Origin of the sequence: Vitiosangium sp. GDMCC 1.1324, from assembly GCF_003044305.1 — a bacterium.
GTDB lineage: Bacteria > Myxococcota > Myxococcia > Myxococcales > Myxococcaceae > Archangium.
Genome location: NZ_PZOX01000030.1, coordinates 23,331 through 47,949, shown reverse-complemented (window position 1 = coordinate 47,949; position 24,619 = coordinate 23,331). Strand labels below are relative to the sequence as shown.

The window sequence follows — 24,619 nt, the reverse complement described above, 5'->3', positions numbered from 1 at the left end:
GAGTCAATCCCGAATGACGCCTCGCGTTGGGGCGGCGAGCAAGATGCCCGCCGCCTGGGAGGACATCGGGAGAGAAAGACCTACTTCTTGACCTTCTTCGCGGCGGAAGGGGCGATGGCCGTCTTGGCGGCGGGCTTGGAGCCTGTCGTCTTCTTGCCGGAGATGCCGGCGGCCCTGCGCTCCTCATCCTCCTCGGAGCCCTCGCCAGCCTGGGCGGCGGAGGCCTGGAGGAGGCTCTCGCGCGGCACCTCCACGACGATGGGGGACTGGCCGGCGCGCTGCCGGTTCTCGTCCTCCAACGAGTAGAAGAGCTGGATGGTGGAGTTGCCCTTCATCACCAGCTCACCGCGCTGGTTCTCCGCCCACAGCTCCACGTCGACGAAGTAGCGGCCGCCCTCGCCGTGCCGGTCGCTCACGCGGCCCTTGCACACGACGGTGTCGCCCGGCCACACCATCTTGATGAAGCGCACGTGGTAGCGCCGCAGCTGGCCGCCGCGGGCCCAGTCGCTGATGAGCTGACTCAGCATGCCCATCACCAGCATGCCCGGGGCATACACGGAGGGCATGCCCACGCTCTTGGCGTACACCTCGTCCACGTGGACGGGGTTGAAGTCGCCGGAGGCGCCGGCGTAGCGGGACAGCTGCACCCGGTCGATGGGGGCCTTGGCCAGCGCCGGCAGTTCATCTCCGACGCGGATGCCTTCGAAATAGAGCTTGCGCGCGGGCATCACGGATTCTCCTTGGAGGCGCGGACGATGAGCGTGCGGCGGGCGCGGAACACGAGGTTGCCCTCCTCGTCCCGGCCCTCGTCCTCGATGACGGCGACATCCATCTTCCCAGCCGGGCCGGTGCGCTCGAGCACGTCCGCCACCCGCGTGGCGACGAAGATGCGGTCCCCGGCGAAGATGGGCCGCTCGTACTCGAAGGACTGCTCGGCGTGCAGGAGACTCTTGATGCCCACGCCCAGCAGTTCGCGCAAGTCCGCGGCCGAGCTGAAGGACGCGGGGAACGTGGGCGGCGCCACCACGGTGGGGTAGCCCGACGCCCGCGCGTACTCCTCGTCGTAGTAGATGGGGTTGTAGTCGCCGAGGGACTCGGCGAAGCGCCGGATGGCGCCCTTCTCCACCTCGTTCAGGAACGGCGGTGAGGCACGGCCGATGGCGTTCTTGTCCAGCATGTCCCTCTCCCTTTTTCAACGACCGGCTGGCAGCTCGAGCACGGTCAAAAGCCCGGCCTCCGCGGCCGACACCCGCGGGGCGGCGTTCACCACCGCGTTCGCGGTGGCCCGATCACCGGGCACCCCCCCCGGAATCTCCACGACGATCCTCGGGTCCGACTCAATCTCGATGCGGTCCCCCGGATTGTCAGCCCCCACCGCGATGGTGAGCTCCAACCTCACCCGTTCCTGCCCCTCCTCCAGGCCCACCGCGGACTGGAAGATGCCCGCCACCCGCCCCTTCTTCACCGGGAAGGCGCCGCCGGAGATGTCCTCCTCGGCGAAGACGGGGACGATCTCCTCCTCGAAGTCGTCGCAGTCCATGCCGAGCCCCAGCGCGCACAGGGCCGCGCTCTCCACCAGCCCCACGTGGCCCAGCTGCTCCTTGTCCACCAGGGCGAAGAACTCGTCCTCGGACAGGCCCGCGCCCACCTTGCGCTGCAGCGCTTCCCGGCGGGTGCGCGCATCCACCACGCGCGTCACCGTGGCATGGCGCACCGGGCCGCACGCCTGGCCCGCCGTGGCCACCAGCCTGTCCATGGCGAAGCCCGGGTTGACGCCGGTGCCGAGCACCGCCACGCCGGCCTTCTGCGCCGCGCGCTCCAGCTTCTCGGCCAGCTCGGGATATTTGAGGAAGGGGAAGGCCAGCTCCTCACAGGTGGAGACCACCGGCAGCCCGAGCTTCAACGCCTCGAGCAGCTGGTCCATCACCTGCTCGAGCCGCGAGCCCGTGGCATGCAGCAGCACGGCGCCCTTGTGCCGTCCCACCGCGGCCTCGAGCGTGCCGGCCACCTTGAACTTCACCCCGGGAGCCCCGAGCACGTCCGACAAGGGGCGCCCCACCAGAAGGGGGTTGGCGTCCACCGCGCCAATCAACTCCACCTCGGGTGAGAGCTGGGCCGCCTTGGCGATCTCCTGCCCGATGACTCCCAACCCCATGACCACCACCGGGACCGGCCCTGCGGAGGCTCTAGGCATCGGAGAACTCTCCAGAAATCAAGGAGTTACACCACAATGCAGCAATCCCGCGCACCATAGACCACCCCCAGCCGGACAGGCAAGCGGCTCGTGGGACAGGTCGGCGCTTCCCTCACGGAAACGGGAGAGGTTTCGAGGGGTTGTAAAGCGAGCAGGAGCGCGAGCCCACACCTGGCGGGTGTGACCTTTCAACGAAAAGCCGTGTATAACGGCCCGGTTCTTCAACGTCCGTCCCTTAGGGGTTGGGAGGCAGTGTTCATGGACCGCATCCTCGTAGTGGATGACGATCCTCTCATTCTGGCCGCGCTGTCGCGGATCCTCCAATCGGAGGGCTACGAGGTCGTCACCCACACGGATCCCGCCCAGGCCGCCAAGGAAGAGGGCTTCCAGGTGGTACTGACGGACTTCATGATGCCGTTGCTCAACGGCGTGGAGCTGTTGCGCACGTTGCGTGAGAAGAATCCACGCGCGGTGCGCCTCATGCTCACGGCGGCGGCGGACTTCCGCACGGCATCGGAAGCGGTCAACCGCGGCGAGGTGTTCCGCCTGCTGGGCAAGCCCTGGTCGCTCAGCGAGTTGACCAGCGCCGTGCGCCAGGCCTTCGAGCACTTCCGGCTGGTGGAGGCCAACGAGAGGCTCACGCGAGAGGTCGCCGAAAAGAACGCGGAATTGACGACGATCAACCGCGATCTGGAACGCATGGTGGTGGAGCGCACCAACGGCCTGCTGGATGGGCTCATCAGCGCGCTCGACTACCGCGACACCGAGACGCAATGGCACTCGCGCCGGGTGTCGCTGTACTCGCGCCGCATCGGCGAGGAGATCGGCCTGACGCCCACGCAGCTCGAGGTGGTGGAGCAGGGAGCGCTGCTGCACGACATCGGGAAGATCGGCGTGAGCGACACCATCCTGCTCAAGCCCGGTCCGCTCTCGCCCGAGGAGTGGGTCGAGATGCGCAAGCATCCCGAGTACGGCTACAAGATCCTCGCGAAGATGCCCTACCTGCACGAGGCCTCGCTCATCGTGCTGCACCACCAGGAGCGGTGGGACGGCAAGGGCTACCCGCAGGGGCTCAAGGGCAAGGACATCGTCATCGGGGCGCGCATCTTCGCCATCGCGGACACGGTGGACGCCATCACCTCGGACCGCCCGTACCGCAAGGGCCGGCCCATGTCCGTGGCGCGCGATGAAATCAAGCGCTGCTCGAGCACGCAGTTCGACCCCGAGCTGGCCGAGGCCTTCCTGCGCATTCCGGATGCGGAGTGGCAGCGCATCCGCAAGAAGGTCGAGGACATGGAGAACGCGGAGAACGCACTCTGGGCCGGCTTCACGCCGGGCAAGGTGCCCAACCGCGTCGCGAGCTGAGCGCGCTCCTCACGGGAGCGCGGCCTTCCCCACGAAGGCGCGCAGCCAGGTCACCTCGCTGCGCGCCCGTGACTCCAACAGTTGCTCCGTGAGTGAGCGCAACGGCCATCGGTCGAGCGCAGCTCGGAGCGAGGTCATGACGGCCAGGTGCATGTCGTCCTCATGCGCGAAGGCCGCTCGCTGATCGCCCCCGTGGCGCATGCTGGTGGCCCCTGAGCTCATGAGCGAAGTCCCCACCGAGCGCTCCAGGAGCGAGGACTGCTCGGCGAGGCGGCTCCCGATGCGCCAGAGCATGCGCCCCACCCTGCGCCGCTCGTCTTCTATGAGTTGCTCCCGGGTGGCCGCGGCACGCCAGAGCAACCGGAGTACGAAGCGATGACCCAGGGTCCGCTCGGCCACCGCGAAGGCGGCCCCACTGGCATCAGGCACCGCCATCTCCGTCAAGCATCGGCGTGCCTCCAGGAACGACCGTGTGAAGGAGTCTTCCTTCCAGGCGGGGAGCACCGAGATGGCTTCGAGCACGTCCATTTCCTGGGGACCGAGTGGCACATCCCGTTCGGTTCCAGCCATGAGTTGGACCAAGCGAAGCTGCATGGTTCGAGGGCAGGTCTCGGCCAGCCGGGCGAGCCGCTGGCGCAGCACAGAAGCGGCCTCCTGACGCAACGACGCCACAAGCCTGTTATCGGTCAGCAGGTCGGATACCGCGACGAGCAGCGCGGAATCATCGAGCTCCGGCACCTGCTGGAGGATCCAGCGTGCGTGCACCTCGGAAGGAGCCGGGAACAGTAAGGCCAGGGTGAGCCGGGCCCGTGAAGAGGAGGTCCGGTTCCAGGCGCGCTCAAGCGCTGGCGCATCGAGGCCCACGGACGTGGAATCCGGCAACAGGAGGCTGCGCTGAAGATCGGGGCGTCCCAGTTGCGTCCAGGCCTCGAGAAATGCCTGCCCCCAGCCCACCGGGACCGGACGTTGGCGCTCCGACAGGAGCTTCTCCAGGAGCCGCGGTTCCGGTTGCTCTGGCGCCATGGCTCGCAACCGGACGATGACCTCCTGCGCATCGCGGAGTTCCCCCATCTCCAGCGCGATGCACGCCAGGACCAGGAGTGCGGGAAGGTGATCGGGCGCTCCCAACAGGACCGCTGTCACCTCTTCGCGCGCGCGTACCAACTCTCCTTCGGCAGCGGCCCATGCGGCGAGCCGGGTGCGAGGCACAGCGTCGACAGTAGACACCGCCAGAGCCAGTGGCCGATGCGCCAACCGGGCCCTCCAGAATGCGAAGCTCCCCGCGAGAGTAACCAGCGGTGTCGTGAGACCCAGGCACCAGAGGAGCTTTCTTCGCGTCATCCTCGCTCCGCTTTCGTCAGGAGCCACGTTGGAGCAACACGTGAGCAGCTATCGGCCACCACACGCAGGGTAGCCGGCACAAGCTCCCCTTGATTGAAGCGGATGCGCGGTCTGTTCGAGACTTGTCGCCCCACACACCGCGATGGGCCTCTCTCCACAGGGCGGACGACATGAGCCATCCGATGAGCACCCGACAGCATGTGCATCTGCGCTCAATCGTGCTCGCCGCCACAGCCCTGGTACTGACGACACGATGCACCGAGGGAAGCGAGCCTCCCGCGGGAGCAGGGAGAAGCGTTGAGCAGTGCTTGCCCTACGAAGAAATCCGAAATCGGTGTAACGAGGCGTTCAACGAATGCCTGAACTCCCCCATCCAAAGCATCCGAAGTGGAACCCATGGACATAGCTTGTGCCATGTATGCCAGGACGTCTGCATGCAGAATAACGGCGCATGGCCCGATAGGCTTCGGGATGGGAGGCCCTGCCGGTGAAGCTGTCCGAAAGCTCAGAGCTCCGCTTCCTGGAAGTGGCTCGAGCGGTGGACCAACTGCTCGTGAAGAGCTTTCGTGATTCCTTCGAAGCGTTGGAACCCGAGCTCAAGGCGCTGCAGCGCAAACTCCTGCGCTCGGTGGTGAAGACGAAATACGAACGCAAGGAGGTACGGCGGCGGATCGCCGAAACGCTCTTCACCGAAGCGTACGGACGCAATTGTCCGTGGCCAGTTTTCGAGCCCACCCTGCGACGTATCCAACGGCTGGGATACTCGAACATCGAGCGCCGCTACCACGTCGCATGCCTGTATGCGCAGTGGTGCCAGCGACACCCGCAGCACGATAGCCATGAAGCCCGGCGACTGCTTGATGAGACCGAACAGAGCGTGCGCCGTCTTCCTCGCGACAGCAACCTTCGACAGGGGATGCTGAAGGACCTTTCAGACCTACGTGCCCAAACAGGCTTCCGCCCCGTAGCAGGTCCCTCAAGTGAAGCCCTGCCTCAGGGCGACACCTCCACGTCGAGGATGGTGTCGCCCTCCAGAAGCCGGTCCACCACGTCCATGCCGCGCGTCACCTCGCCGAAGGCCGTGTAGCGACCATCCAGGTACGGCTGCGGCGAGTGGGTGAAGAAGAACTGGCTGCCGCCCGTGTCCTTGCCCGACAGCGCCATCCCCAGCACGCCTCGGCGGTAGGGCCGGCGGGTCATCTCACACCGGATGGAGTAGCCCGGGCCCCCCTCCCCGTCTCCGCGCGGGTCTCCCCCCTGTGCGACGAAGTCCGGCACCACGCGGTGGAAGGTGATGCCACGGAAGTAGCCCTTGCGCGCGAGCGTCACCAGGTTGCCCGAGGTCAGCGGCGCCTCCGCGTCCAGTGCGACGGTGAAGTCTCCCTTGCTCGTGCGGAAGGTGAGTGTGCTCCCCGCCGGCGCCGGCTCGGAGCGGCGCGCGTTCTCTGGCAGTTCCACATGGGGAGCCCGCACGGGCTGGCCCGTGAGCTCCGTGAGGGACTCGGCCGCCACTCGGCGCACGTTGGCGTGCGGATGCGTCAGCCACGTCCTCAGCACCGGCTCCGCGTCCTTCCCCGCGAGCGCCACCAGCCCCTCCCCCACCGGCGCAGCCATGTCTGGCTCTTCCGGCACGCGCTCCGCGAGCGCTCGCACTCCTGGCAGCGCCTCCGCGTCCTTCAGCTTCCCCGCCGTGCTCGCCGCCGAGGCGGCCACCACCAGGTCGTCCCCGCCGAGGAGCGCCCGCACCGGCGCGGCGGCCTCGGGCACGGGACGGGCCGCCACCGCCTCGAGCGCAGCCAGCCGCACCCGTGCATCCGGGTGCGACAGGTACTGCACCGCGCCGCTCGCGCCCCCCTTGCCACGCGACTGCGCCACCTCGCGCAGGCCCAGCGCCAGCCGCCGCACCTCCGGTACCTGCCCTCCGCCACAGCGCAGCACCTCGTCGAGTGCCCCCATCTGCCGATCGAGCGCCGCCGCCAACCGGCAGTCGAGGTTCATCAGGTCTCCCTTCGCCACCTCGGACGCCGCGACCGGCACCGCCTCCTGGAGCGCACGCCTCAGCGCCACCAGCACCCCACTTCCCGCCTCGGGGAGGCCCTGCTGTGCCAGCGCGAGCAGGGCGTGACCCGCCGCGGAGTCTCCCTTCGCCACGCTCCCGGCCCGAGGCGAGAGCGCCAGGAGTTCGTCCAGGGGAGTGCAGTCCCCGCTGCAACGCGCCGCCAGCTTCGCGAGCGACCGCGCCGCCTCCGCCGAGACGCGCGGCACTTTGTCTCCCAGCAGCCGGCCCACCACGGCCGCGTCCTCCGGGCCTCCCACGTCCCCGATTCCCTTCGCGCACTGGGCTCGCACATCCGGGGCCTCGTCCCCGAGGCAGCGCCGCAGAAGCCCCAGCGCCTCGGGACGCTTCGCGCTCGCCAGCAGGTAGGCACCGCCATAACGGAACGCCTCGGGCTGATGGGACTGAAGCAACTCCGCCGCCCGCTCCAGCGGCACCTCCGCCAGCGATGCACCCCGGCGCGCCGCCACTCCAAGGGCCACGGCCGCCTGGCCCGGAACTCCCGAATGTCCATCCGAGAGCCGCTCCGTGAGCCGCTTCACCGCGCCCGGCGTGGCCAGCTTGCCCAGGGACTCGAGCAGGGTGCGCCGTACGGCCTCGTTCTTCTCCGCGGCCTCGGCGGCGAGCAGCGCCTCCGTCATCCGCGCCTTCTCCGCGTCCGTGAGCGGCTCCCACGAGAGCGCCAGCACGCCCACTGCGAACGCGGCCTCGTCACGCACGGGCGCCTCGGCGGCACCAAGCCCGGCCAGCACGGCATCCAGCGTGGAGGGCTCCTGGATACGGGCGAGCGCGCGCAGGGCCCTCACACGCTCCGGCTCGGAGCCCCGAACCGCCAGGTCCACGAGCCGCCCATCCGCCAACGAGCGGCGATCCTCCCACACGGAGATCTCCCCACCCGCCTCCGCCGGAGACGGCACGGAGCGGACACAACCCGAAAGCACGAGCCCCCACAGCAGGCAGGCGGGCACGGCGGCGCGCAGACAATCCATGCGGCCCCGCCTAGGCCAATTCTCCGCGAAAATCCAGGGGTTAGCCCGCGTATGTCGTTTGACTTGAACCATCGGGCACCGGAAGATGCGCGGCGCTTCCCAGACTCAAGGAGCGCCGGTCCTGAACTGCCCTGGCTGTGGCACCAAGGTCGCGGATGGCACCGCCATCTGCCCTTCGTGCGACTACATCATCGACGCCTCGTTCATCTCGACGGACGCCCCTCCGGACGATGAGTCGGATGCCGGCTCGCCTCCGCCTCGCAAGCAGGCCTCGCCGTCCCGCCCGGTGCGCAACAACCCGGGTGCTCGTGCTGGCACCGGCTCGCGTCCCGCCGTCCGGACCGCCTCTGGTACCGGCTCGCGTCCCCGGACAGCCTCCTCCCAGGCCCGCCCCGCCGCTCCGGCCCCGGCGGTCGCCGATGAGGACGCCACCAACATCAAGTCCATGGACGAGATCGTCCGCAACGCGCCTCAGCGCTCCACGGGCGCTCGTGCCTCCACCACGGGCTCCCGTCCCGCCGCGCGCTCCGGTGGCTCGGGCTCTCGTCCGGCGGCGGCCCCCGCTCCTCGGCGTGCTCCGGCGGAGGCCGAGCTCGACCCGTCCGACGTCAACTACGTCCCCACCCGCGATGTCTCCGGCTCCAACACCGGCACCGGTCAGATCGTCGCTCCCGAGCAGGTCATCGAGGACTTCCGCGACTTCTTCGGAGTGCTGGGCCGCTCCGACAAGATCGCCTTCGGAGGTGGCATCGCCATCCTCGTCTCGGCCTTCCTCCCCTGGAAGGAGACCGCCGCCGAGGGAGACATCCTCGGCCTGATGAGCCTGGGGCTCCTCGCCGTGATGGCGGCCATCGGCATCATCGGCTCCATCGCCGTGCGCGTGCGCCGGTTGATGCCCCACCTCAACGTGCTCATCCCCTGGCTCGCGCAGCTCGGCCTGTCCGTCTTCTGCATCCTCTGGTGCATCATCTTCATGAAGATCTCCTACGACGCCACCGAGGTGCCGTCCCCCATGGGCAACGCGACCATCATGAACTCGTCGCCCAGCTTCGGGGTGTTCCTCGGCCTGATGGGCGCGCTGACGAGCCTGGGTGGCACGCTGCTCGGACTGAGGGAGAAGCCCGCGTCATGACGTCCCCCTCCCCCGCGGCCGCCGCGCTCGCCTCGTCCTCCGGAGAGGCCCTGCAGCGGCTCCTCGCGGCGCTCGGGAACACGGTGCTCGGCCAGCCCCACCTGGTGGCGGACCTCGTCACCGCCTTCCTCGCGCGCGGGCACGTCCTGCTCGAGGGCGTCCCCGGCGTGGCCAAGACTCTCACCGCCCGCAGCATGGCCGCCGCGCTCGGCCTCGAGTCCACCCGCGTCCAGTTCACCCCGGACCTGATGCCGAGCGACATCCTCGGCACCAACGTCTTCCGGCCCCAGGACAACGCCTTCCACCTGGTGAAAGGCCCCGTCTTCACCGAGGTGCTGGTGGCCGATGAGATCAACCGCACCCCGCCCAAGACGCAGGCCGCGCTGCTCGAGGCCATGGAGGAGCGGCAGGTCACCATCGATGGCACCACGCACGCGCTGCCGCCTCACTTCTTCGTGGTGGCCACGCAGAACCCGCTGGAGCTCGAGGGCACCTATCCGCTGCCCGAGGCGCAGCTCGACCGCTTCCTGATGCGGGTGCGCGTGGGCTACCCGCCACCCGAGTCCGAGCTGGACATGGTGCGCGCCTTCCACCAGCGCCAGGGCCGCGCCGCCCGGGTGGAGCGGGTGCTGGATGCCCCGGCGCTCGCGGAGCTGCAGGCCCGCGCCGCGAGCGTGGCCTGTGACGAGTCCGTCCTCTCCTACGCGGTGCGGCTCATCCGCGAGACGCGCGCCAACCCGCGCGTGCGGCTGGGAGCCTCCCCCCGCTCGGCCCAGGCGCTGCTCGCGGCGGCCAAGGCCCGCGCGGCCCTCAATGGCAGCGACTTCGTCACCCCGGACGACGTGAAGGCCGTCTGCCCCAGCGTCCTCAACCACCGCCTGCTGCTCAAGGCCGAGGCGGAGGTCGAGGGCCTCACCGCGGACGACGTGCTCCGCCAGACGTTGGAGCGCGTCCAGGTTCCCCGGTGAGCTCCGGCCGGCCCGTCCCCACGGGGCTCGCCGTGGCGCTCGTCGCCGCGGCCCTGGTGCCCGCGGCGCTCGCCGTGGCCGGCTCCGTCTTCCTCTGGCTAGCCGTCGCCGTGGACGTAGCGGTGTTGCTGCTATGCGCCTGGGACTTCCTCTCCGCCCCTCGCGCCTCGGACGTGGAGGTGCGACGCGTGGTGGAGCCCGTCCTCTCCTCGGGTATCTCCAACCCGGTGCGCCTGGAGTTGAGCCTGCTCGGCCCGCGGCCCGTGCGCGGGCAGGTGCGTGACGAGGTGCCTCCGGGCGTGGACGTACGTGGGCACCAGCAGCCCTTCGCCCTCTCTCCGGACGCGCCCCACGCGACCGTCTCCTACTCCCTCACCCCACCCGCCCGCGGAGATCTGCGCCTCGGAGACATCCACCTGCGCCTGCTGGGCCCGCTGGGCCTGTGCGCACGTCAGGTGCGGCTCCCCGCGGCCCGGGACGTGAAGGTGTACCCGGACCTCACTGCCCTCACGAAGGAGGCGCTGGCGCTCGCCGTGGCCTCGGACGCCCCCTCCGAGCGCACCCTGCGCCGCTCCGCCGAGGGCCGCGAATTCGAGTCCCTGCGCGAATACCGCACCGGCGACGACTACCGCACGGTGGACTGGAAGGCCTCGGCGCGCCGGGGCCGCACCATGGTGCGCGTGTACCAGCCCGAGCGGAACCAGCCGGTACTGCTGCTGCTCGACTGCGGGCGCCACATGGCGGGCCGGGTGGACGGCCGCCGCAAGCTGGACCACGCGGTGGACGCGGCGCTGCGCCTGGCCCGGGTGAGCCTGGAGGCCGGCGACATGGTGGGCGTGCTCGCCTTCGCCAGCGACGTGCGCGCCTACCTCCCCCCGCGCAAGGGCCACGAGCACCTGCGCCTGCTCACCGAGTCCCTCTACCGCGCCGAGGCCGCCCTCGAGGAGAGCGACTACGGCCGCGCCTACGACTTCGCCTTCTCCCGCTCCTCGCGCCGCTCGCTGGTGGTGCTCTTCACGGACCTGGTGGATCCGGACGCCTCGGGTTCGCTGCTGGCCCGCACGCTCGCCCTGCGCCCTCGCCACCTGCCCGTGGTGGCCTCGCTCCTGGACGAGGATCTCCAGTCCGCCGCCACCGCCGTCCCCCTCTCCGTGCAGGACGCCTACGCGCGCCAGGCCGCCGCCCGGCTCGAGGAGGACTACCAGCGCACGGCTCTCACGCTTCGAGACTCGGGGGCCCTCGTGGTCCGCGCTCCCGCGAAGGGCTTCGGCGCCGCCGCCGTCAACACCTATCTGCACGTGAAGGCCCGCGGAATGCTGTAGCCACTTCCGTCAAGTCCTTCACGATCCTCCCCCCGCCCACACGCTCCCGCGAGGACGCTCCCGAAGAAAAAGCGTGCCAATCGCTCCGGAGCCGATTTGTCGGCCTCCGCAAAGACCCCCTTTACACATGCGTCGAGGTCAACAAAATGGCTCCCCTTTCGTGCTACACGCCTGTGTGGACGCACGGTTGAACGGATGGAGACAGGGTCTTGCCGGAGGTCGCGAGGGAGTTCAGGGAGCTGCGGGTGGCGGTGGATGCGGCGGCGGCGGTGTCGGGGACGGAGGTCCGCGCGGACGCTGAGCAGCAAGCACAGTCGCTGACGCCTTTCCACGAGCGTCTGCTCGCCGAGGAGCTCACCATCAAGAGCTCCGACTCGCGCGAGCGGCTCGCCGGGGCGCTCGCCGAAGCCAGGGTGGATCTCAACCCGCACCAGCTCGAGGCCGCGTGCTTCGCGATGGACTCGCTCTCGCGCGGCGGCTGCATGCTCGCGGACGAGGTGGGCCTGGGGAAGACCATCGAGGCGGGCATGGTCATCGCCCAGCTCATGGCCGAGGGGAAGACGCGCATCCTCATCCTCGCCCCGGCCGTGCTGCGGGCGCAGTGGAACAGCGAGCTGCGCGAGAAGTTCGACTTGGAGTCGGTGATGGTGGACGGCCGCACGGTGCGCGCCACGGGCAACTGCTTCGACCAGCCCTTCCCCGTCATCTGCTCGCACCCGTTCGCCGCCAACAAGGCGCAGCTGGTGGCGGAAATCCCCTGGGACGTCGTCATCATCGACGAGGCCCACCGCCTGCGGAACGCCTACAAGGCGGGCCACAAGACGGGCCAGGCGCTGCGCTCGGGGCTCAGCGGCCGCCCCAAGCTGCTGCTCACCGCCACCCCGCTCCAGAACGATCTGATGGAGCTGTTCGGGCTGGTGACGCTCCTGGACGAGCAGATCCTGGGCCCCGAGCACGCCTTCCGCAGCCGCTACCGGCTGGAGGCGGAGACGGGCGGGCTGCAGACGGATGCCGTCAACGAGCTCAAGGAGCGGCTGGCCCCGGTGGTGCAGCGCACGCTGCGCCGGCAGGTGCGCGAGTACGTCCGCTACACCAACCGCCGATCCATCGTGGAGGACTTCGCGCCCTCGCCCGAGGAGCAGGACCTCTACGAAAAGGTGAGCGAGTACCTGCGGCGCTCCGAGGTCGCGGCCATCGAGCCGGGCAAGAAGACGCTGCTCACGCTCTGCTATCGCAAGCTGCTGGCCTCCTCCACGTACGCCATCGCCCCCACCCTGCGGCGGCTCGCGGACAACCTCGCCAAGCGCCTGGAGGCGGCGAAGCTGGGCCAGCGCGCCCTCGCCCTCTTCGAGCCCGAAGAGGCGAAGCAGTACGTCGAGGAGGGCGAGGAGTGGGCCGACGACCCGGCCAAGCCCGTCAGCATCCGCACGCTCGAGAACGAGCAGTGGGAGCTGAAGCAGTACGCGGACCTCGCCGACTCCATCAAGGTGAACGCCAAGGGCGAGGCCCTCAAGCGCGCCCTGGACCGGACCTTCAAGGTGATGAAGGGGCAGGGCTGGCCGGAGAAGGCGCTCATCTTCACCGAGTCCAAGCGCACCCAGCAGTACCTCTTCAACCTGCTGTCGGCCAACGGCTACGCGGGGAAGATCTCCCTGCTCTCCGGTGACGCGGCGGGTGGCCCCGAGGAGCGCCGCGCGCTGGTGACGGAGTTCCGCGAGAAGACGCAGATCCTCATCTGCACCGAGGCGGGCGCCGAGGGCCTCAACCTCCAGTTCTGCAACCTGGTGGTGAACTACGATCTGCCGTGGAACCCGCAGCGCGTGGAGCAGCGCATCGGCCGCTGCCACCGCTACGGCCAGCAGCGCGACGTGCTCGTCATCAACTTCCTCAATCGGCAGAACGCCGCGGACGCGCGGCTGTACGAACTGCTGGAGAAGAAGCTGAACCTCTTCGACGGCGTGTTCGGCGCGTCGGATGAGATCCTCGGTGCGCTCGAGAGTGGCGTGGACTTCGAGCGGCGCATCCTGGACATCTACCAGTCCTGCCGCCACCCGGACGACATCAACGCCGCGTTCGACAAGCTGCGCTCGGACATGGAGACGCGCATCAGCGCGCGCATGACGGAAGCGCGCTCGGTGCTGATGGAGCGCTTCGACGGCGACGTGCGGCGGCGGCTGCGCATGGCCGGTGCCGTGACGAAGGAGGCGATGGAGAAGCGTCAGCAGGGTGCTCGGGCGCTGACGGGCTCGGTGCTGGGCAACAACAGCGCCTCGGGCCGCCTCCAGGTGGCCAAGGCGGCCTATGCCGTCCGGGACAGGACGCACGACGCCATCAACTACCTGCAGCTCAACGCGGCGGGCCTCCCGGCGAGGCTGGCGCGCCTTGCGGGCAGCGAGGGCTGGTGGTTCGTCTACAAGTTCGAGACGACGGGCCTGAAGGCCGAGGAGAAGATGGTGCACCTGGTGCTGGTGCTGGACCGGGATGGCAAGAGCTTCCGGGCCCTGCCGCTCGCGGACGGCGAGCACTTCGTGAAGCTGGCGGCCAAGGAGGAGCGGCGCCGGCAGCCGCCTCCGGTGTCCGTGTCGCTGATGCAGGAGCAGGCGCTCATGGCGGCCAAGGAGGAGCTCCTCCGGGCTGCGGAGCGGCGCAACGCGCTGGAGCTGGACCTGGCGCGCGAGCGGGCGGACCGGTACGCCGAGGACTGCCTGCTGGAGTCGCGCGATGCGGTGGAGAAGGCGCGCGAGGCCTGGCAGGAGGAGCGCAAGGTGGTGTGCTCGCAGGAAGACCCCGCCGAGCGCGTGAAGGTGCGGGCACACGCGGAGCGGCTCGAGCGCGAGTACCGCAAGAAGCTGGCCTCGCTGCGCAACGAGGAGGAGAAGCGTTACGCGGCGAAGGACCGGCAGGTGTCGGACTTGGCCAACAAGTCGAAGGTGACGGAGAAGCGCTCGCTCATCGCCTCCGCCTACTTCTGGCTGTCGTAGCGCCCAGGTTCTCCCGAAGAGCCCCCCGAGGCGCTGGCGCTCGGCCATCGCCCGGGGCTCACGGTCAGAACGAGACGCTGACCTTGTGGTCCTCGGGGTCGACCTCGTGGAGGCGGCGCACCTTCCAGCCGCCCTGGTTCACCATGTCCACGATGAAGGCCCGGCTCGCCTTCTGCCCTTCCGGGAGCTTCGGCACGAGGAAGACGGCGAAGGCTTCCGTACCCTGATCGGAGAACTCCTGGGCATAGGTGACCGACCAGGCGCGATTGACGAGCAGGTCCGCGCTCTGGCGCTCGAGCTCGAGCACCTTCGCCTCCGTCAACTCGCTCGAATCACAGGATTGCAGTGCCCGCGGCCTGTCGCCCGCCGCGAGCGCCTCCACGAACTGCTTCGCCGTAGTGGCGGCCGGGCTCCGCATGCTCTTCGCGGTCGAGAGCACCCACCGGATGCCGAGCCCCATCGTCATGAGGCACGAGAGGAAGACCGCGCCCAGGAGGAGCGCGACGCGCTTCGACTGCCGCGGTTGAACGTCTGCTGACATGCGCCGGAGACTATTCCGACTCCCCGGGCCCGAGGGGCTTCAACCGCACCCACGTCGCGCCCCATCCGCCGTCCGATTCAGAAGCGGAGCGGAACGACTCGACCTCGGGCAGTTTGGGGAGGAGGGACTGCACGGTACGCCTCAGCGCGCCAGTGCCTTTGCCGTGGATGATGCGAACGTCGAGTACACCCTTCTGACGGCAGGCCCAGAGGTACTCAGTGACGACGTCCTTCACGTCGCGGGGGCGGAACAGGTGCAGGTCCAGGTTCCCATCCAGGGGAAGCTCGACCGGGGCTTCGGGGTCGAAATCGGCGTCTTCGAGGTCGTCCTGTTCAGGGCTGACCACGACGTTCGTGCTCCAACTGTTGCTGCTTGCGCTCGGCCTCTAGCCGGTGGCGTTCCTGGGCGACACGAAATTCATCCTGCAGGGTGGATACCTCGTTTCGCAGGGCGGAGAACTGTTTACGCACGTCTTCCCAGGTGTCACCGACCCGCCGGCGCCGAGCTTCTTCCTCTGCGCCAGCGCCCGCCCCTCCGGCCGCCGTGACGCGTACCACGAGCGCTGCAACAAGGATCGATCTCATGACCGCCCCTCCAAGCAAGCTGCGTGCTCAGTCCAACGGGAGTTACTGATCCTACACCCCACACCTTAAACGCACACCTGGAGCGATCAAGAGTCCACACTCCCGGTGTTTCTTGTACGTGACATGACGCTTTGCGCCAGGAGCACGGCGGACAGGGGTGCACTTCCTTCCGCTTTGTTGTTGAGCGTAACGAAGACGGGCCTGCCGGCACGCAGCGCGGCGACGGAAGCGCGGGCCACGGCCTCGCGGGTGCGCACGTCCTCGTCCACCAGCTTGTCGAAGGGGAAGTAGCGCTTGCGGGCCTCCTCGTAGTCGAGGTGCGGCGGCAACATCCAGCGCACCACGAGCGCCGGGGCCTGCAGGGCGCGCATGCGCACCGCCTGACGCTCCACGGGGGGCATGTTCTTCCAGGCGGCGAGCACGGGGCTCACGCCGACATCCGCGAGCGCCTGGGCCAGGGCGTCCGTCAGCAACGATTCGTTGCGGAGCTCGACGGCGTAGAGGGGGCCCCGGGGCAGCACGGCGAGGAAGGCGTGCAGGCGCTCCACGAAGGGCCCCACGCCCCCGAGATCATGCGGATCCTGCGGCGGGAGCTGGAAGACGAGCGGCCCGGCCTTCTCGCCCAGACCCTCGACGAAGGGCGCCACCACCAGGTCGCGCGCATAGGCCGCATCCAGGAAGCGGTCGTTGGCCTGACCTCGCAGGTCGCCGTAGCGCTGGTGCACGGGCCAGCGAGCGAGGGTACAGGCCTCGTGCGCCTTCACGAGGAAGCGGAAGCCGGGGGGCACCTGCGCGGCGTACTCGGCGAAGGTGGCGGCGGGAATGGGAGCGTAGAAGGTCCGGTCCACGCCCACGGTGCGCAGCACGGGGTGCTGGGCATATGCGGAGAGCCCCTCGCGGGAGAGCCGTGCTGGGGTGGCCTCCCGGTCGTAGACGAGCCCCCTCCCCTTCCAGCCAGGGAACGTCCAGGACGAGGTCCCCAGGTACAGGCCCGAGGGGAGCTGCTCTCCGAGCGCCCTCACCTCCTCGGGCTGCTCGGCGGGGCCCACGGGCTCGTCGTGGCCGCGACGGCGCCCACGGACGGGCGTGGGGCTGGGAGCCCCGGTGAAGAGATCGAGCTGGGAGGGGTCACGGTCTGGCATGGCGCGCTCCGGCGTACTCTATTCGTAGAGTAAGCTGTAACGGCCGAACTTCCAAGGTCAACCCGTGGGAAAAAGGGTCGCCCGGCTCACAGGTAGCCGAGCTCGACGGCCCGGAGTACCGCGCGGGTCCGGTCGCGCACGCCCAGCTTGGAGAGGATGCTGGACGTCTGGTTCTTCACCGTCCCCTCGGCGGTGCCCAGGGCGTCGGCGATCTCCCGGTTGCTCAGTCCCCGGGCGATGAGTCGCAGCACCTCCACCTCACGGCGCGTGAGCCCATCGGGCAGGTCCGCGCTGGGGAAGTCGCGAGGCATCTCGGCGAGGCCGCGGGCCACCCGCTCGTGGAGGCCGGGAGGCAGAAGCACCTCGCCACGCGCCACCCGGCGGATGGCATCGGAGAGCTCTTCGAACGTCACGTCCTTCAGCAGGTAGCCCTGCACACCGAAGCGCAGCGCTCGCAGCACCACCGCGTCCTCGTCGAAGGTGGTGAGGAGCAGCACACGCCGGTTCGGGTCCGTGCGGCGCAGGGCCTCGAGCGCATCCAGCCCGCTCATGCGCGGCATCCGCACGTCGAGCAGCGTCACGTCCGGATCCAGCTCGGCCACGAGGCGCAGGCCCTCCTCGCCGTCGGAGGCCTCCCCCACCACGCGAAAGTCCGGAGCGAGATCCAACAGGCTCCGCAGTCCCTGGCGCACCACGGCATGGTCGTCCACGAGCAGGATGCGAATCACGCGGCCCCCTCACTGCCGGGCAGCCACGCCTCGAGCTCCAGCCCGCGCCCCGGCGGCGAGCGGACCTCCACCCTTCCCCCGAGCTCGACGAAGCGCTCGCGCATCCCCGTGAGGCCCGCGCCGGCCTTCAGCGCCGGAGCCCCGCGCCCATCGTCCCGGGCGAGCACCCGCACTCCATCCGGCGTAGCGGTGATGTCGATCCACAGGTTGCTGGCGGAGGCATGGCGCAGCGTGTTGGTGATGACCTCCTGGACGCACCGGAAGAGCGAACGGGCGGCCTCGGACGAGCCGAGTGGAAGGGCCTCGGGCACCTGGAGGTGCACCGCGAGCCCGGGGACGTCCTCGGCGAGCGCTCGCAGGGCGGGGGCGAGCTGGGGAGGCGAGTCACGCAGGGCGGACACCACGGTGCGCACCTCGGAGAGCAGACCGCGGGCGACGCCCTGGGCCCGGCGGACGTGTTCGACGGCGGAGCCCTGGGCGGAATGGGCGGCGACCTCGAGGTTCAGCGTCAGGGCGGTGAGGTGGTGACCCAGCGAGTCGTGCAGCTCCCGGGCGATGCGCAGCCGCTCGCGCTCGCGCTCTCCCTCCGCGAGGAGCACCTGGGCCGCGCGCAGCTCGGCGTGGAGGCGAGCCAGCTCCCGCCGCCCCTGGGCCTCGCGCTCCGCGAGCCAGGCCACGGCGAGCGCGAAGGCCTGGAAGCCTCCGTAGATGGCCGCCGTCATCCACGCGCGAGCGGGCGGGTAGATGACGAGATACACGGCCAGCGCGGCCAGCCCCTGGACCGTCACCCACGCCACGGCGCGCCGGGGAGGCAACAGGGCCGGCACCTGGCCGGCGTTGATGGCGAGCAGTGCCCCCTCGAAGCCACTGCCACTGGTGGCGAGCACCCCGAGCGCCGCCACCGTCTGGAGCAAGAGCAGCCCCACGTGTGTCTCGGCGTCCCGGGCGTTGAGGAGGAAGGCCCCGCCAAAGACGGTGAACGCCACGAGCCACACGACGGAGGACGGTTCACCCATGCGGGCGGGCTCGGCGACGAGCCACAAGACCTGCGGGAGCCCGGCCAGGGCCCACGTGAGGAGCCCCGCGCCCAGCAGCACCCGATGAACGTGGGAAGGCGCCATGCCCCGAGTCTAGGGACAGGCGCCGCCCCAGGCCATGTGCTGGAAGTCACATGGGCCGCGTGTGACGGGTGGCACATGTGCGCGGAGGACGGCCTCCCTACCCTGAGCCTCGTTCAATCCTTTGGAGGCGCACATGTCCCTCGTTCCAACCGTTCTGCTCTGGATCCACGTGGCCGCGGGGATGACCGCGCTCAGCGTCTTCTGGCTACCCATGGTGGCTCGCAAGGGAGGCCCCCTGCACCGCCGGGTGGGTTGGGTCTACGTGGGAGCCATGGCGGCGGTGGCCGTCACCGGCATCGCGATGTGTGGCTGGCAGCTCGCCACGAACCGCTCGGCGTCGCTCCCGAGCTATCTCTTCCTCGGGTATGTGGGCGTGCTGAGCTGGGCCTCGGCGTCCCTGGGCGTCCGCGTGCTGCGAGCGAAGTCACGCACGGCGGCGCACCGCCACCCGTATGACCTGGGGCTTCCGGTGGTGCTCATCCTGGCCGCGGTGGGAATCCTGTCCTACGGGGTGGTGCTGCGCGCGCCGCTGCTCATGGGCTTCGCACCTGTGGGACTGTTGGTCGGCGGCAGTCAGCTCCGGTACTGGCTGCGCCCGCCCACGACTCGCATGCATTGGTGGTACGAGCACCTGGGCGCCATGGTGGGCTCGAGCATCGGCGCCCTGACGGCCTTCCTCGTCGTCAACGCCCATCGCCTGGGGCTCAACGGCTTCCAGCTCTGGCTGTGGCTCACCCCCACCGTGGTGGGCGTGGTGGGGATGAGGCTGTGGGTGCGCCACTACCAGCGCCGCTTCGAGGCCCGCCCCGCTCCGGCGCGAGGGCCCGTCGCGACGCGCGCTACACCTTGAGGCGGATGGCGCCCGGAAGGATGGAGATGCGGCACGGGAGCCTGCCGGGCACCTCTCCATCCATCTCCAGGAACACCTCCTGGTCGCTCTCGGCCTCCAGGGTGCGGCACTGGAAGTAGCGCGTCTTGTCCCAGGTGATGTGGTCGCCGTTGTAGACGCCCTTGGACTTGATGACGAAGTCGGCCACGCCGTAGTCGTGCCAGATGGTCAGCTCGAAGAGACCATCGTGGGTGAGGGCCTTCGGGGCCACGCACATGCCACCGCCGAAGTAGCGACCGTTGGAGGCGGCGACCACGGTGATGTCCAGTTCCTCGGGCTCGCCGCCGTCCACGCGCAGGCGCACCCGGCGATCCCTGTACTTCGCCATCGTCTTCACCGTGCCCCAAGCGAAGCTCACCCTGCCACCGAGCACCTTGCTCCCGGTGTTCACCTCGTGGGCCACCGCCGCGCTCACCCCGAACGAGGCGATGTTGGCGAAGTAGCGCGACTCCTTCTGTCCCTCGAAGTTGACGTACTCGGCGAGCCCCACGTCGAAGGGCTCGGTCTTGTCGGTGCGCAACCGCTCCAGGGCCGAGTCCAGCTCCAGGTCCCAGCCGAAGGCGCGCCGGAAGTCGCCGCCGGTGCCCCGCGGAATGAGGCCCAGGGCCGCGTTGGGGTTGATGGCCTTGCCGTCGGCGAAGAAGCCGTTGACCACCTCGTTGATGGTCCCGTCACCGCCCACCGCGGCGATGCACTCGTAGCCGTCATGGAGCGCCTGGCGCGTCAGACGCACCGCGTCCATGGCGCTCTCGGTGAACCCGAAGCCGAAGTCGCCAATCGCCCGGGTCACCTGGCCCGAGATCTCGGCCCACCGCTTACCCGTCTGACCTCCGGCACTGCGCGGATTCACCACGAGGAACGTCTTCATTCGGACCCTGTCCTCCAAGGATGGGAACCCCCTGTTCTATGCGCACAGGGGGCCCGGCTCCATTTTGGAGCCATCCCAGCCAGCTCCCGGAGGGAGAGGTATTACTTCTGCGGCGGCGGCGTGGGGCGCACGTGCACCTCGCGCAGCTGCTTGTCGTCCACGTCGCCCGGCGCTCCCGTCATCAGGTCCGTGCCCGTCTTCGTCTTCGGGAACGGGATGACGTCACGCAGCGACTCGGCGCCCGTCAGGAGCATCGCCAGACGGTCCATGCCCAGCGCGATGCCTCCGTGCGGCGGCGCGCCGAACTTCAGCGCGTCCAGCAGGAAGCCGAACTTCGCCCGCGCGTCCTCGTCCGAGATGCCCAGCGCCTTGAACACCTCCGCCTGCACCTTGGGATCATGCAGACGGATGGAGCCGCCGCCGATCTCGAAGCCGTTGAGCACCACGTCGTAGCGGTGGCACTTCACCCGGCCCGGATCCGTCAGCAGGTACTGCACGTCCTCGTCGTGCGGGCGCGTGAAGGCGTGGTGCGCCGCAGCCCACGTCTTCGTCTCCTCGTCGTACTCGAAGAGGGGCGGGTTCACCACCCAGAGGAACTTCCACACGCCGCCGCTGCCGTACTCGGGGATGAGGCCCAGCTTCTTGGCCACGTGCACGCGCAGGTTCGCCATCACCGTGTGCACCAGCGACTCGCGGCCGAACTGGAACAGGATGAGGTCGCCCGTCTTCGCGTTCACCGCCTGGTTGATGGCCTGGCGCAGCGCCGGGGTGATCGTCTTGGACAGCGGAGACTGCGTCCACTCGCCACCCTCGCCCACCTTGGCGCGCGCGAGGCCCTTGGCGCCGTTCTGCTTGGCGAAGTCCTCCAGCTTGTCGCTCTCCGCGCGGCTCATCGGCTTGTCCGCGGGGATGACCATGGCCTTGACGATGCCGCCCTGCTCCACCGCCTCCCACATCATCGGCACGCCGCCGCCAGCGCCATGCTGGCGGATGAGGTCCGTGAGCACGACGTGCTCCAGCCCGAAGCGCAGGTCCGGCTTGTCGTTGCCGTACTTCGCCATGGACTCGTAGAAGTCCATCCGCATGAAGGGCGTGGGCACGTCGATGCCCAGCACCTCGCCCCACAGCCGTTTGATGAGCCCCTCGATGATGGTGAAGATGTCGTCCTGGGTGACGAAGCTCATCTCCACGTCGATCTGCGTGAACTCGGGCTGCCGGTCCAGGCGCAGGTCCTCGTCGCGGAAGCACTTGACGATCTGGAAGTAGCGGTCGAAGCCCGCCACCATGAAGAGCTGCTTGTAGAGCTGGGGGCTCTCCGCCATGGCGTAGAACTTGCCCGGGTTGAGCCGGCTGGGGACCAGGAAGTTGCGCGCGCCACCCGGGGTGTACTTGCCCATGAAGGGCGTCTCCAGCTCCAGGAAGCGGTTGTCCACCATGTACGAGCGGGTGAGCGCGTTCATCTTCGAGCGCGTCATCAGCGTCTGCTGCAGCGGCCGGCGGCGCAGATCCAGGAAGCGGTACGCCAGGCGCTTGTCCTCCGCCGTGTCGACGTTGTCCTCGATGAGGAACGGCGTGGGCTCGGAGCGGTTGAAGATGGTCAGGTCCGTGGCCTTGATCTCGATCTCACCCGTCTTGAGCTTGGGATTGACCTGGGTGCCGCGCGAGGCGACCTTGCCCTTGATGCCGATGCAGTACTCGAGCCGCAGCTGGCCGGCCACTTCGTGGGCATCCTTGGCGATGTCCGGCTCGAAGACGACCTGCGTGAGACCTTCACGGTCACGCAAGTCAATGAAGACCGCGCCGCCGTGGTCTCGCCTGTTCTGCACCCAGCCGAAGAGCACGACCTCCTCACCGATGTTGGCCTTGGTGAGCTGCCCGCAGGTATGAGTACGCTTGACCTCGGTAATGAACGGGACCGCCATGACACCGCCTGCACAGAGGGGGGTTGAAAGGGCGGCACCATAGAGAGCGTGGAAACGATGCGTCAAGGAATCCGAGAAGTCGCCCGGTGGACTGGCGTGCGAAGGGCGGCACTCGCCGGAGCCGGCGCGCTGGCCCTGCTGGGGGCCTCGGAGGCCCGGGCGGGCTCGGTGATGGCCGAGGGCAGCGCCGGCGGCTCCCTGCGCACCTGGACGCTGCTGGGGGACGTGGAGCTGCGCAAGGACGAGACCTTCCTCACGCTCGGGTACACCGGCACGCGCACCCAGTCAGAAACCGCCCTCTCCCACCAACTGTCGGCCGGCGTGGACCACGCCCTCAACGAACACTGGCTCCTCTCCGGCCTCGTCAACGTGGGCCTGCCCAAGAAGAGCACCACCCCGCTGGCGCCCGAGCGGCCCCTTCTCGACCTCCCCGCGATGTCCGCCCGCACCGGCTACCGCAGCGGCGGGTTGCAGCTCGCGGCGACCTATGACTCGGCCGGCTTCTCGGACGTGGAGTACGGGCTGGACGCGGGCCTGGGACTCACCCTCTACGGGCTGGACCGGGAGATCTTCACCCACCAGACGGGTCACCAGGAGACGCTCTACCGCCGGGAGGAGCCCCTCTTCCTCGCCCGCCCCTCGCTGGGCGCGCGGCTGCTCCTCGTCGACAAGTGGGAGCTGGGCGTGCGCGGCGGGCTCTACCTCTACAGCGGAGACCCCCTGAGCTCCGGCCAATTCACCCAGGCGGAGCTGAAGGAGGTGATGCGCCGGTATGCGGCCAATGCCGCCGAGGGGAACCTCCTGGTGAAGACCTTCACCCAGCGTCGCATCAAGGAGCTGGCTGTGGACCTGTCCGGCCGGCTGCTCGGAGTGAACGCCCTCACCGGCTTTCCCAGCGCCCCGGCGCTCTTCGACGTCAAGCCCTCGGTGACGTACCGCTTCAGCACCTGGATCCGAGGGCAGCTCTCCTATGCCTTCACCCGCTACGTGCCGGGCCAGGGGTACGCGCATGTGCTGGGCACCCGGTGGACGTTCCGGCTGGCGGACTCCTTCCGCTTCTGGGCCTCGCTGGCCCTCCAGTCGGACCACGTGCAGGGCGAGGCGCCGCTGCGCTCGGGACTCGCGACCCTGGGCTCCGAGCTCACCTTCTGACGTGGCTTCTGATGGCCACCGGACCCGTAGTAAGAAGGCCGGCATGGTCCGAAAGCTGACAACCGCCGCGCTCGCGATGCTCGCCGTCTCGTGCGCGCCGGAAACCCAGAAGCCCATGAAGGTGCGCGCGCTCGTGCTCTCCAGCAATGGACAGTACGAGCCCACGGAGGTGGAGCTCCAGACGGTCACGGACATCGTGTCCCTGGAGGGCCAGGTGGTGAAGCTCCAGGGCGGCGCCCGCATCGTGCTGGACTCGAACGATCCCGAGGCCCAGGCCGCCACAACCGAGGAGGCCTTCCAGCGCGCGCTGCTCAAGGAGCCGGGCCGCTCCGTCACCGCCAGCTACATCGCCGACGAGAAGGGCGTGCTGTGGCCGGCGGACTTCCACACGTGGAACCTCATCACCACGTATTACAACTTCGAGCGCGCCTGGAACTACTTCACCCAGTACGTCGACGTGAAGCAGGCCGAGCTGCCGCAGATGACGGCCTACTACTTCCCCGAGTTCATCCTCGCCGATTCGAGCGAAGAGCCGGGACGCGACAACGCCGTCTTCTTCGCGCCAGTGCAGGGCTTCCTGGTGCTGCCCTTCGACAAAATCGAGAAGGCGCCGCTAGCCATCAACGCCTCCGTGCTCACGCACGAGTACTCGCACATGGTGTTCAACCGCCGCGTGTATGACGGCCGCTCCATCCCGGACATCATCAACGCCTGGTCGGAAGCGGGCGGCGTGGACACCCCGGGCCTCAACGTCATCAAGTCGCTGGACGAGGGCCTCGCGGACTACCACGCCTATGTGGCCTCGTGTCAGTCGACCTACGGCTGCAACAAGCGCGTGCTGTACACCTCCTTCGAGGGCGCGCAGGACGATGCCCGCGACCTGTCGAAGACCACGTGCATGAGCCGGGAGCTGCGCAACCTGATGAACACGGCCAACTTCAACACCGTGTTCGCCGGCAACGAGTACAAGGTGGGCACCATCCTCGCGAGCTCGCTCTTCCATGCCGAGCAGACCGCGAATGATCGTCAGGTGCTGGCGCGAGCGGTGGTGGCGGCCTACTCGGACACGACGAATACGGCGAAGCCCGGCTTCAACCAGCTCGCCCGTGCGGCGCTCAACGACCAGGGGGACTTCACGCTGGCCGTGGCCGCCAAGTCCATCATCCGGCACATCACTGACTTCAATCTGAAGCAGCGCGTGTGCAGCCAGTTCGCTACCCGGCTGCAGATCCCCGTCGAAGACCTCACCGGCGGTCAGGACGATTGCCCGGACAGCACCACCCTCGTCACTGGCGTCTGCGAGTCGATCAACCCATGAAGAGCG

At 69.0% G+C, this 24,619-nt stretch carries 22 protein-coding genes; 9 read left to right on the top strand and 13 right to left on the bottom strand.

Features of this window, described 5'->3' with window-relative positions:
• Window positions 1–80 precede the first annotated feature (80 nt).
• The 3 genes from DAT35_RS51000 to DAT35_RS50990 are packed head-to-tail and all read right to left on the bottom strand — an operon-like array spanning window position 81 to window position 2,194.
• Window positions 81–728: a MaoC family dehydratase gene (locus DAT35_RS51000; protein WP_108076755.1), complete on the bottom strand. Its 648-nt coding sequence runs from the start codon at window positions 726–728 to the stop codon at window positions 81–83.
• Window positions 728–1,177, bottom strand: coding sequence for a MaoC family dehydratase N-terminal domain-containing protein (locus DAT35_RS50995; protein WP_108076754.1), 450 nt, complete (start codon window positions 1,175–1,177; stop codon window positions 728–730). Before DAT35_RS50995 ends, DAT35_RS51000 begins: the two co-directional genes overlap by 1 nt.
• Before the next feature lie 15 nt (window positions 1,178–1,192).
• Window positions 1,193–2,194 (bottom strand): dihydrodipicolinate reductase, encoded by a 1,002-nt coding sequence (locus tag DAT35_RS50990; RefSeq protein ID WP_108076753.1) that lies wholly within the window; start codon window positions 2,192–2,194, stop codon window positions 1,193–1,195.
• 258 nt (window positions 2,195–2,452) lie between these two features.
• Here DAT35_RS50990 and DAT35_RS50985 point away from each other — a divergent pair, with 258 nt between their 5' ends.
• Window positions 2,453–3,559 carry an HD domain-containing phosphohydrolase gene (locus tag DAT35_RS50985; RefSeq protein WP_108076752.1) on the top strand — a complete coding sequence of 369 codons (1,107 nt, stop codon included), beginning with the start codon at window positions 2,453–2,455 and terminating at the stop codon, window positions 3,557–3,559.
• A gap of 9 nt (window positions 3,560–3,568) precedes the next feature.
• On the opposite strand, the gene DAT35_RS50980 is transcribed toward DAT35_RS50985, so the two are convergent.
• Window positions 3,569–4,900, bottom strand: coding sequence for a tetratricopeptide repeat protein (locus DAT35_RS50980; protein WP_108076751.1), 1,332 nt, complete (start codon window positions 4,898–4,900; stop codon window positions 3,569–3,571).
• A 487-nt stretch (window positions 4,901–5,387) separates the two neighbouring features.
• Between DAT35_RS50980 and DAT35_RS58550 the strand changes: the two genes are divergently transcribed.
• Window positions 5,388–5,987 carry a hypothetical protein gene (locus tag DAT35_RS58550; protein WP_146210216.1) on the top strand — a complete coding sequence of 200 codons (600 nt, stop codon included), beginning with the start codon at window positions 5,388–5,390 and terminating at the stop codon, window positions 5,985–5,987.
• Here DAT35_RS58550 and DAT35_RS50970 read toward each other — a convergent pair.
• Window positions 5,894–7,945 carry a peptidylprolyl isomerase gene (locus DAT35_RS50970; protein WP_108076749.1) on the bottom strand — a complete coding sequence of 684 codons (2,052 nt, stop codon included), beginning with the start codon at window positions 7,943–7,945 and terminating at the stop codon, window positions 5,894–5,896. The genes DAT35_RS58550 and DAT35_RS50970 overlap by 94 nt on opposite strands.
• Window positions 7,946–8,030: 85 nt before the next feature.
• On the opposite strand from DAT35_RS50970, the gene DAT35_RS50965 reads away from it, so the two are divergent.
• The 4 genes from DAT35_RS50965 (at window position 8,031) to DAT35_RS50950 (ending at window position 14,348) form a co-directional block, all read left to right on the top strand.
• Entirely contained in the window at window positions 8,031–9,077 is a 1,047-nt protein-coding gene (locus tag DAT35_RS50965; protein WP_108076748.1) for a hypothetical protein, read from the top strand.
• A complete protein-coding gene (locus DAT35_RS50960; protein ID WP_108076747.1) occupies window positions 9,074–10,045 on the top strand; it encodes a MoxR family ATPase in 972 nt (323 codons plus the stop codon). The genes DAT35_RS50965 and DAT35_RS50960 overlap by 4 nt, the downstream gene beginning before the upstream one ends.
• Window positions 10,042–11,367: a DUF58 domain-containing protein gene (locus tag DAT35_RS50955; protein ID WP_108076746.1), complete on the top strand. Its 1,326-nt coding sequence runs from the start codon at window positions 10,042–10,044 to the stop codon at window positions 11,365–11,367. Before DAT35_RS50960 ends, DAT35_RS50955 begins: the two co-directional genes overlap by 4 nt.
• Before the next feature lie 209 nt (window positions 11,368–11,576).
• Complete coding sequence (locus tag DAT35_RS50950) at window positions 11,577–14,348, top strand: SNF2-related protein (protein ID WP_108076745.1); 2,772 nt, start codon at window positions 11,577–11,579, stop codon at window positions 14,346–14,348.
• A gap of 64 nt (window positions 14,349–14,412) precedes the next feature.
• On the opposite strand, the gene DAT35_RS50945 is transcribed toward DAT35_RS50950, so the two are convergent.
• The 6 genes from DAT35_RS50945 to DAT35_RS50920 all read right to left on the bottom strand — a co-directional run bounded on the left by DAT35_RS50945 (window position 14,413) and on the right by DAT35_RS50920 (window position 18,464).
• Window positions 14,413–14,889 (bottom strand): hypothetical protein, encoded by a 477-nt coding sequence (locus tag DAT35_RS50945; RefSeq protein WP_108076744.1) that lies wholly within the window; start codon window positions 14,887–14,889, stop codon window positions 14,413–14,415.
• A gap of 10 nt (window positions 14,890–14,899) precedes the next feature.
• The gene (locus DAT35_RS50940; protein ID WP_108076743.1) at window positions 14,900–15,235 is read right to left on the bottom strand and encodes a Smr/MutS family protein; all 336 of its coding nucleotides are present in this window, start codon (window positions 15,233–15,235) and stop codon (window positions 14,900–14,902) included.
• Entirely contained in the window at window positions 15,222–15,473 is a 252-nt protein-coding gene (locus DAT35_RS50935) for a hypothetical protein (protein WP_108076742.1), read from the bottom strand. Before DAT35_RS50935 ends, DAT35_RS50940 begins: the two co-directional genes overlap by 14 nt.
• Before the next feature lie 86 nt (window positions 15,474–15,559).
• Window positions 15,560–16,615 carry a DUF72 domain-containing protein gene (locus DAT35_RS50930; RefSeq protein WP_108076741.1) on the bottom strand — a complete coding sequence of 352 codons (1,056 nt, stop codon included), beginning with the start codon at window positions 16,613–16,615 and terminating at the stop codon, window positions 15,560–15,562.
• An 86-nt stretch (window positions 16,616–16,701) separates the two neighbouring features.
• On the bottom strand, window positions 16,702–17,343 hold the full coding sequence (locus tag DAT35_RS50925; RefSeq protein WP_108076740.1) for a response regulator transcription factor: 642 nt from the start codon (window positions 17,341–17,343) through the stop codon (window positions 16,702–16,704).
• Window positions 17,340–18,464: a sensor histidine kinase gene (locus DAT35_RS50920; RefSeq protein WP_108076739.1), complete on the bottom strand. Its 1,125-nt coding sequence runs from the start codon at window positions 18,462–18,464 to the stop codon at window positions 17,340–17,342. The genes DAT35_RS50925 and DAT35_RS50920 overlap by 4 nt, the downstream gene beginning before the upstream one ends.
• Window positions 18,465–18,597: 133 nt before the next feature.
• Here DAT35_RS50920 and DAT35_RS50915 point away from each other — a divergent pair, with 133 nt between their 5' ends.
• Window positions 18,598–19,314, top strand: a complete 717-nt coding sequence (locus DAT35_RS50915; protein WP_108076738.1) for a DUF2306 domain-containing protein — start codon at window positions 18,598–18,600, stop codon at window positions 19,312–19,314.
• On the opposite strand, the gene DAT35_RS50910 is transcribed toward DAT35_RS50915, so the two are convergent.
• The gene (locus DAT35_RS50910) at window positions 19,304–20,221 is read right to left on the bottom strand and encodes a diacylglycerol kinase family protein (RefSeq protein ID WP_108076737.1); all 918 of its coding nucleotides are present in this window, start codon (window positions 20,219–20,221) and stop codon (window positions 19,304–19,306) included. The genes DAT35_RS50915 and DAT35_RS50910 overlap by 11 nt on opposite strands.
• A gap of 101 nt (window positions 20,222–20,322) precedes the next feature.
• Window positions 20,323–22,143 carry an aspartate--tRNA ligase gene (gene aspS, locus DAT35_RS50905; protein ID WP_108076736.1) on the bottom strand — a complete coding sequence of 607 codons (1,821 nt, stop codon included), beginning with the start codon at window positions 22,141–22,143 and terminating at the stop codon, window positions 20,323–20,325.
• Window positions 22,144–22,239: 96 nt separating this feature from the next.
• Between aspS and DAT35_RS50900 the strand changes: the two genes are divergently transcribed.
• Both DAT35_RS50900 and DAT35_RS50895 read left to right on the top strand, forming a co-directional pair.
• On the top strand, window positions 22,240–23,295 hold the full coding sequence (locus DAT35_RS50900) for a hypothetical protein (RefSeq protein ID WP_108076735.1): 1,056 nt from the start codon (window positions 22,240–22,242) through the stop codon (window positions 23,293–23,295).
• 43 nt (window positions 23,296–23,338) lie between these two features.
• Window positions 23,339–24,613, top strand: a complete 1,275-nt coding sequence (locus DAT35_RS50895) for a hypothetical protein (protein ID WP_108076734.1) — start codon at window positions 23,339–23,341, stop codon at window positions 24,611–24,613.
• Window positions 24,614–24,619 lie beyond the last annotated feature (6 nt).

Bases quoted from the DNA above. Each gene is read 5' to 3' on its own strand.
- DAT35_RS51000 (WP_108076755.1), bottom strand. From the start codon at position 728: ATGCCCGCGCGCAAGCTCTATTTCGAAGGCATCCGCGTCGGAGATGAA.
- DAT35_RS50995 (WP_108076754.1), bottom strand. From the start codon at position 1,177: ATGCTGGACAAGAACGCCATCGGCCGTGCCTCACCGCCGTTCCTGAAC.
- DAT35_RS50990 (WP_108076753.1), bottom strand. From the start codon at position 2,194: ATGCCTAGAGCCTCCGCAGGGCCGGTCCCGGTGGTGGTCATGGGGTTG.
- DAT35_RS50985 (WP_108076752.1), top strand. From the start codon at position 2,453: ATGGACCGCATCCTCGTAGTGGATGACGATCCTCTCATTCTGGCCGCG.
- DAT35_RS50980 (WP_108076751.1), bottom strand. From the start codon at position 4,900: ATGACGCGAAGAAAGCTCCTCTGGTGCCTGGGTCTCACGACACCGCTG.
- DAT35_RS50970 (WP_108076749.1), bottom strand. From the start codon at position 7,945: ATGGATTGTCTGCGCGCCGCCGTGCCCGCCTGCCTGCTGTGGGGGCTC.
- DAT35_RS50965 (WP_108076748.1), top strand. From the start codon at position 8,031: ATGCGCGGCGCTTCCCAGACTCAAGGAGCGCCGGTCCTGAACTGCCCT.
- DAT35_RS50960 (WP_108076747.1), top strand. From the start codon at position 9,074: ATGACGTCCCCCTCCCCCGCGGCCGCCGCGCTCGCCTCGTCCTCCGGA.
- DAT35_RS50945 (WP_108076744.1), bottom strand. From the start codon at position 14,889: ATGTCAGCAGACGTTCAACCGCGGCAGTCGAAGCGCGTCGCGCTCCTC.
- DAT35_RS50935 (WP_108076742.1), bottom strand. From the start codon at position 15,473: ATGAGATCGATCCTTGTTGCAGCGCTCGTGGTACGCGTCACGGCGGCC.
- DAT35_RS50930 (WP_108076741.1), bottom strand. From the start codon at position 16,615: ATGCCAGACCGTGACCCCTCCCAGCTCGATCTCTTCACCGGGGCTCCC.
- DAT35_RS50920 (WP_108076739.1), bottom strand. From the start codon at position 18,464: ATGGCGCCTTCCCACGTTCATCGGGTGCTGCTGGGCGCGGGGCTCCTC.
- DAT35_RS50915 (WP_108076738.1), top strand. From the start codon at position 18,598: ATGTCCCTCGTTCCAACCGTTCTGCTCTGGATCCACGTGGCCGCGGGG.
- DAT35_RS50910 (WP_108076737.1), bottom strand. From the start codon at position 20,221: ATGAAGACGTTCCTCGTGGTGAATCCGCGCAGTGCCGGAGGTCAGACG.
- aspS (WP_108076736.1), bottom strand. From the start codon at position 22,143: ATGGCGGTCCCGTTCATTACCGAGGTCAAGCGTACTCATACCTGCGGG.
- DAT35_RS50895 (WP_108076734.1), top strand. From the start codon at position 23,339: ATGGTCCGAAAGCTGACAACCGCCGCGCTCGCGATGCTCGCCGTCTCG.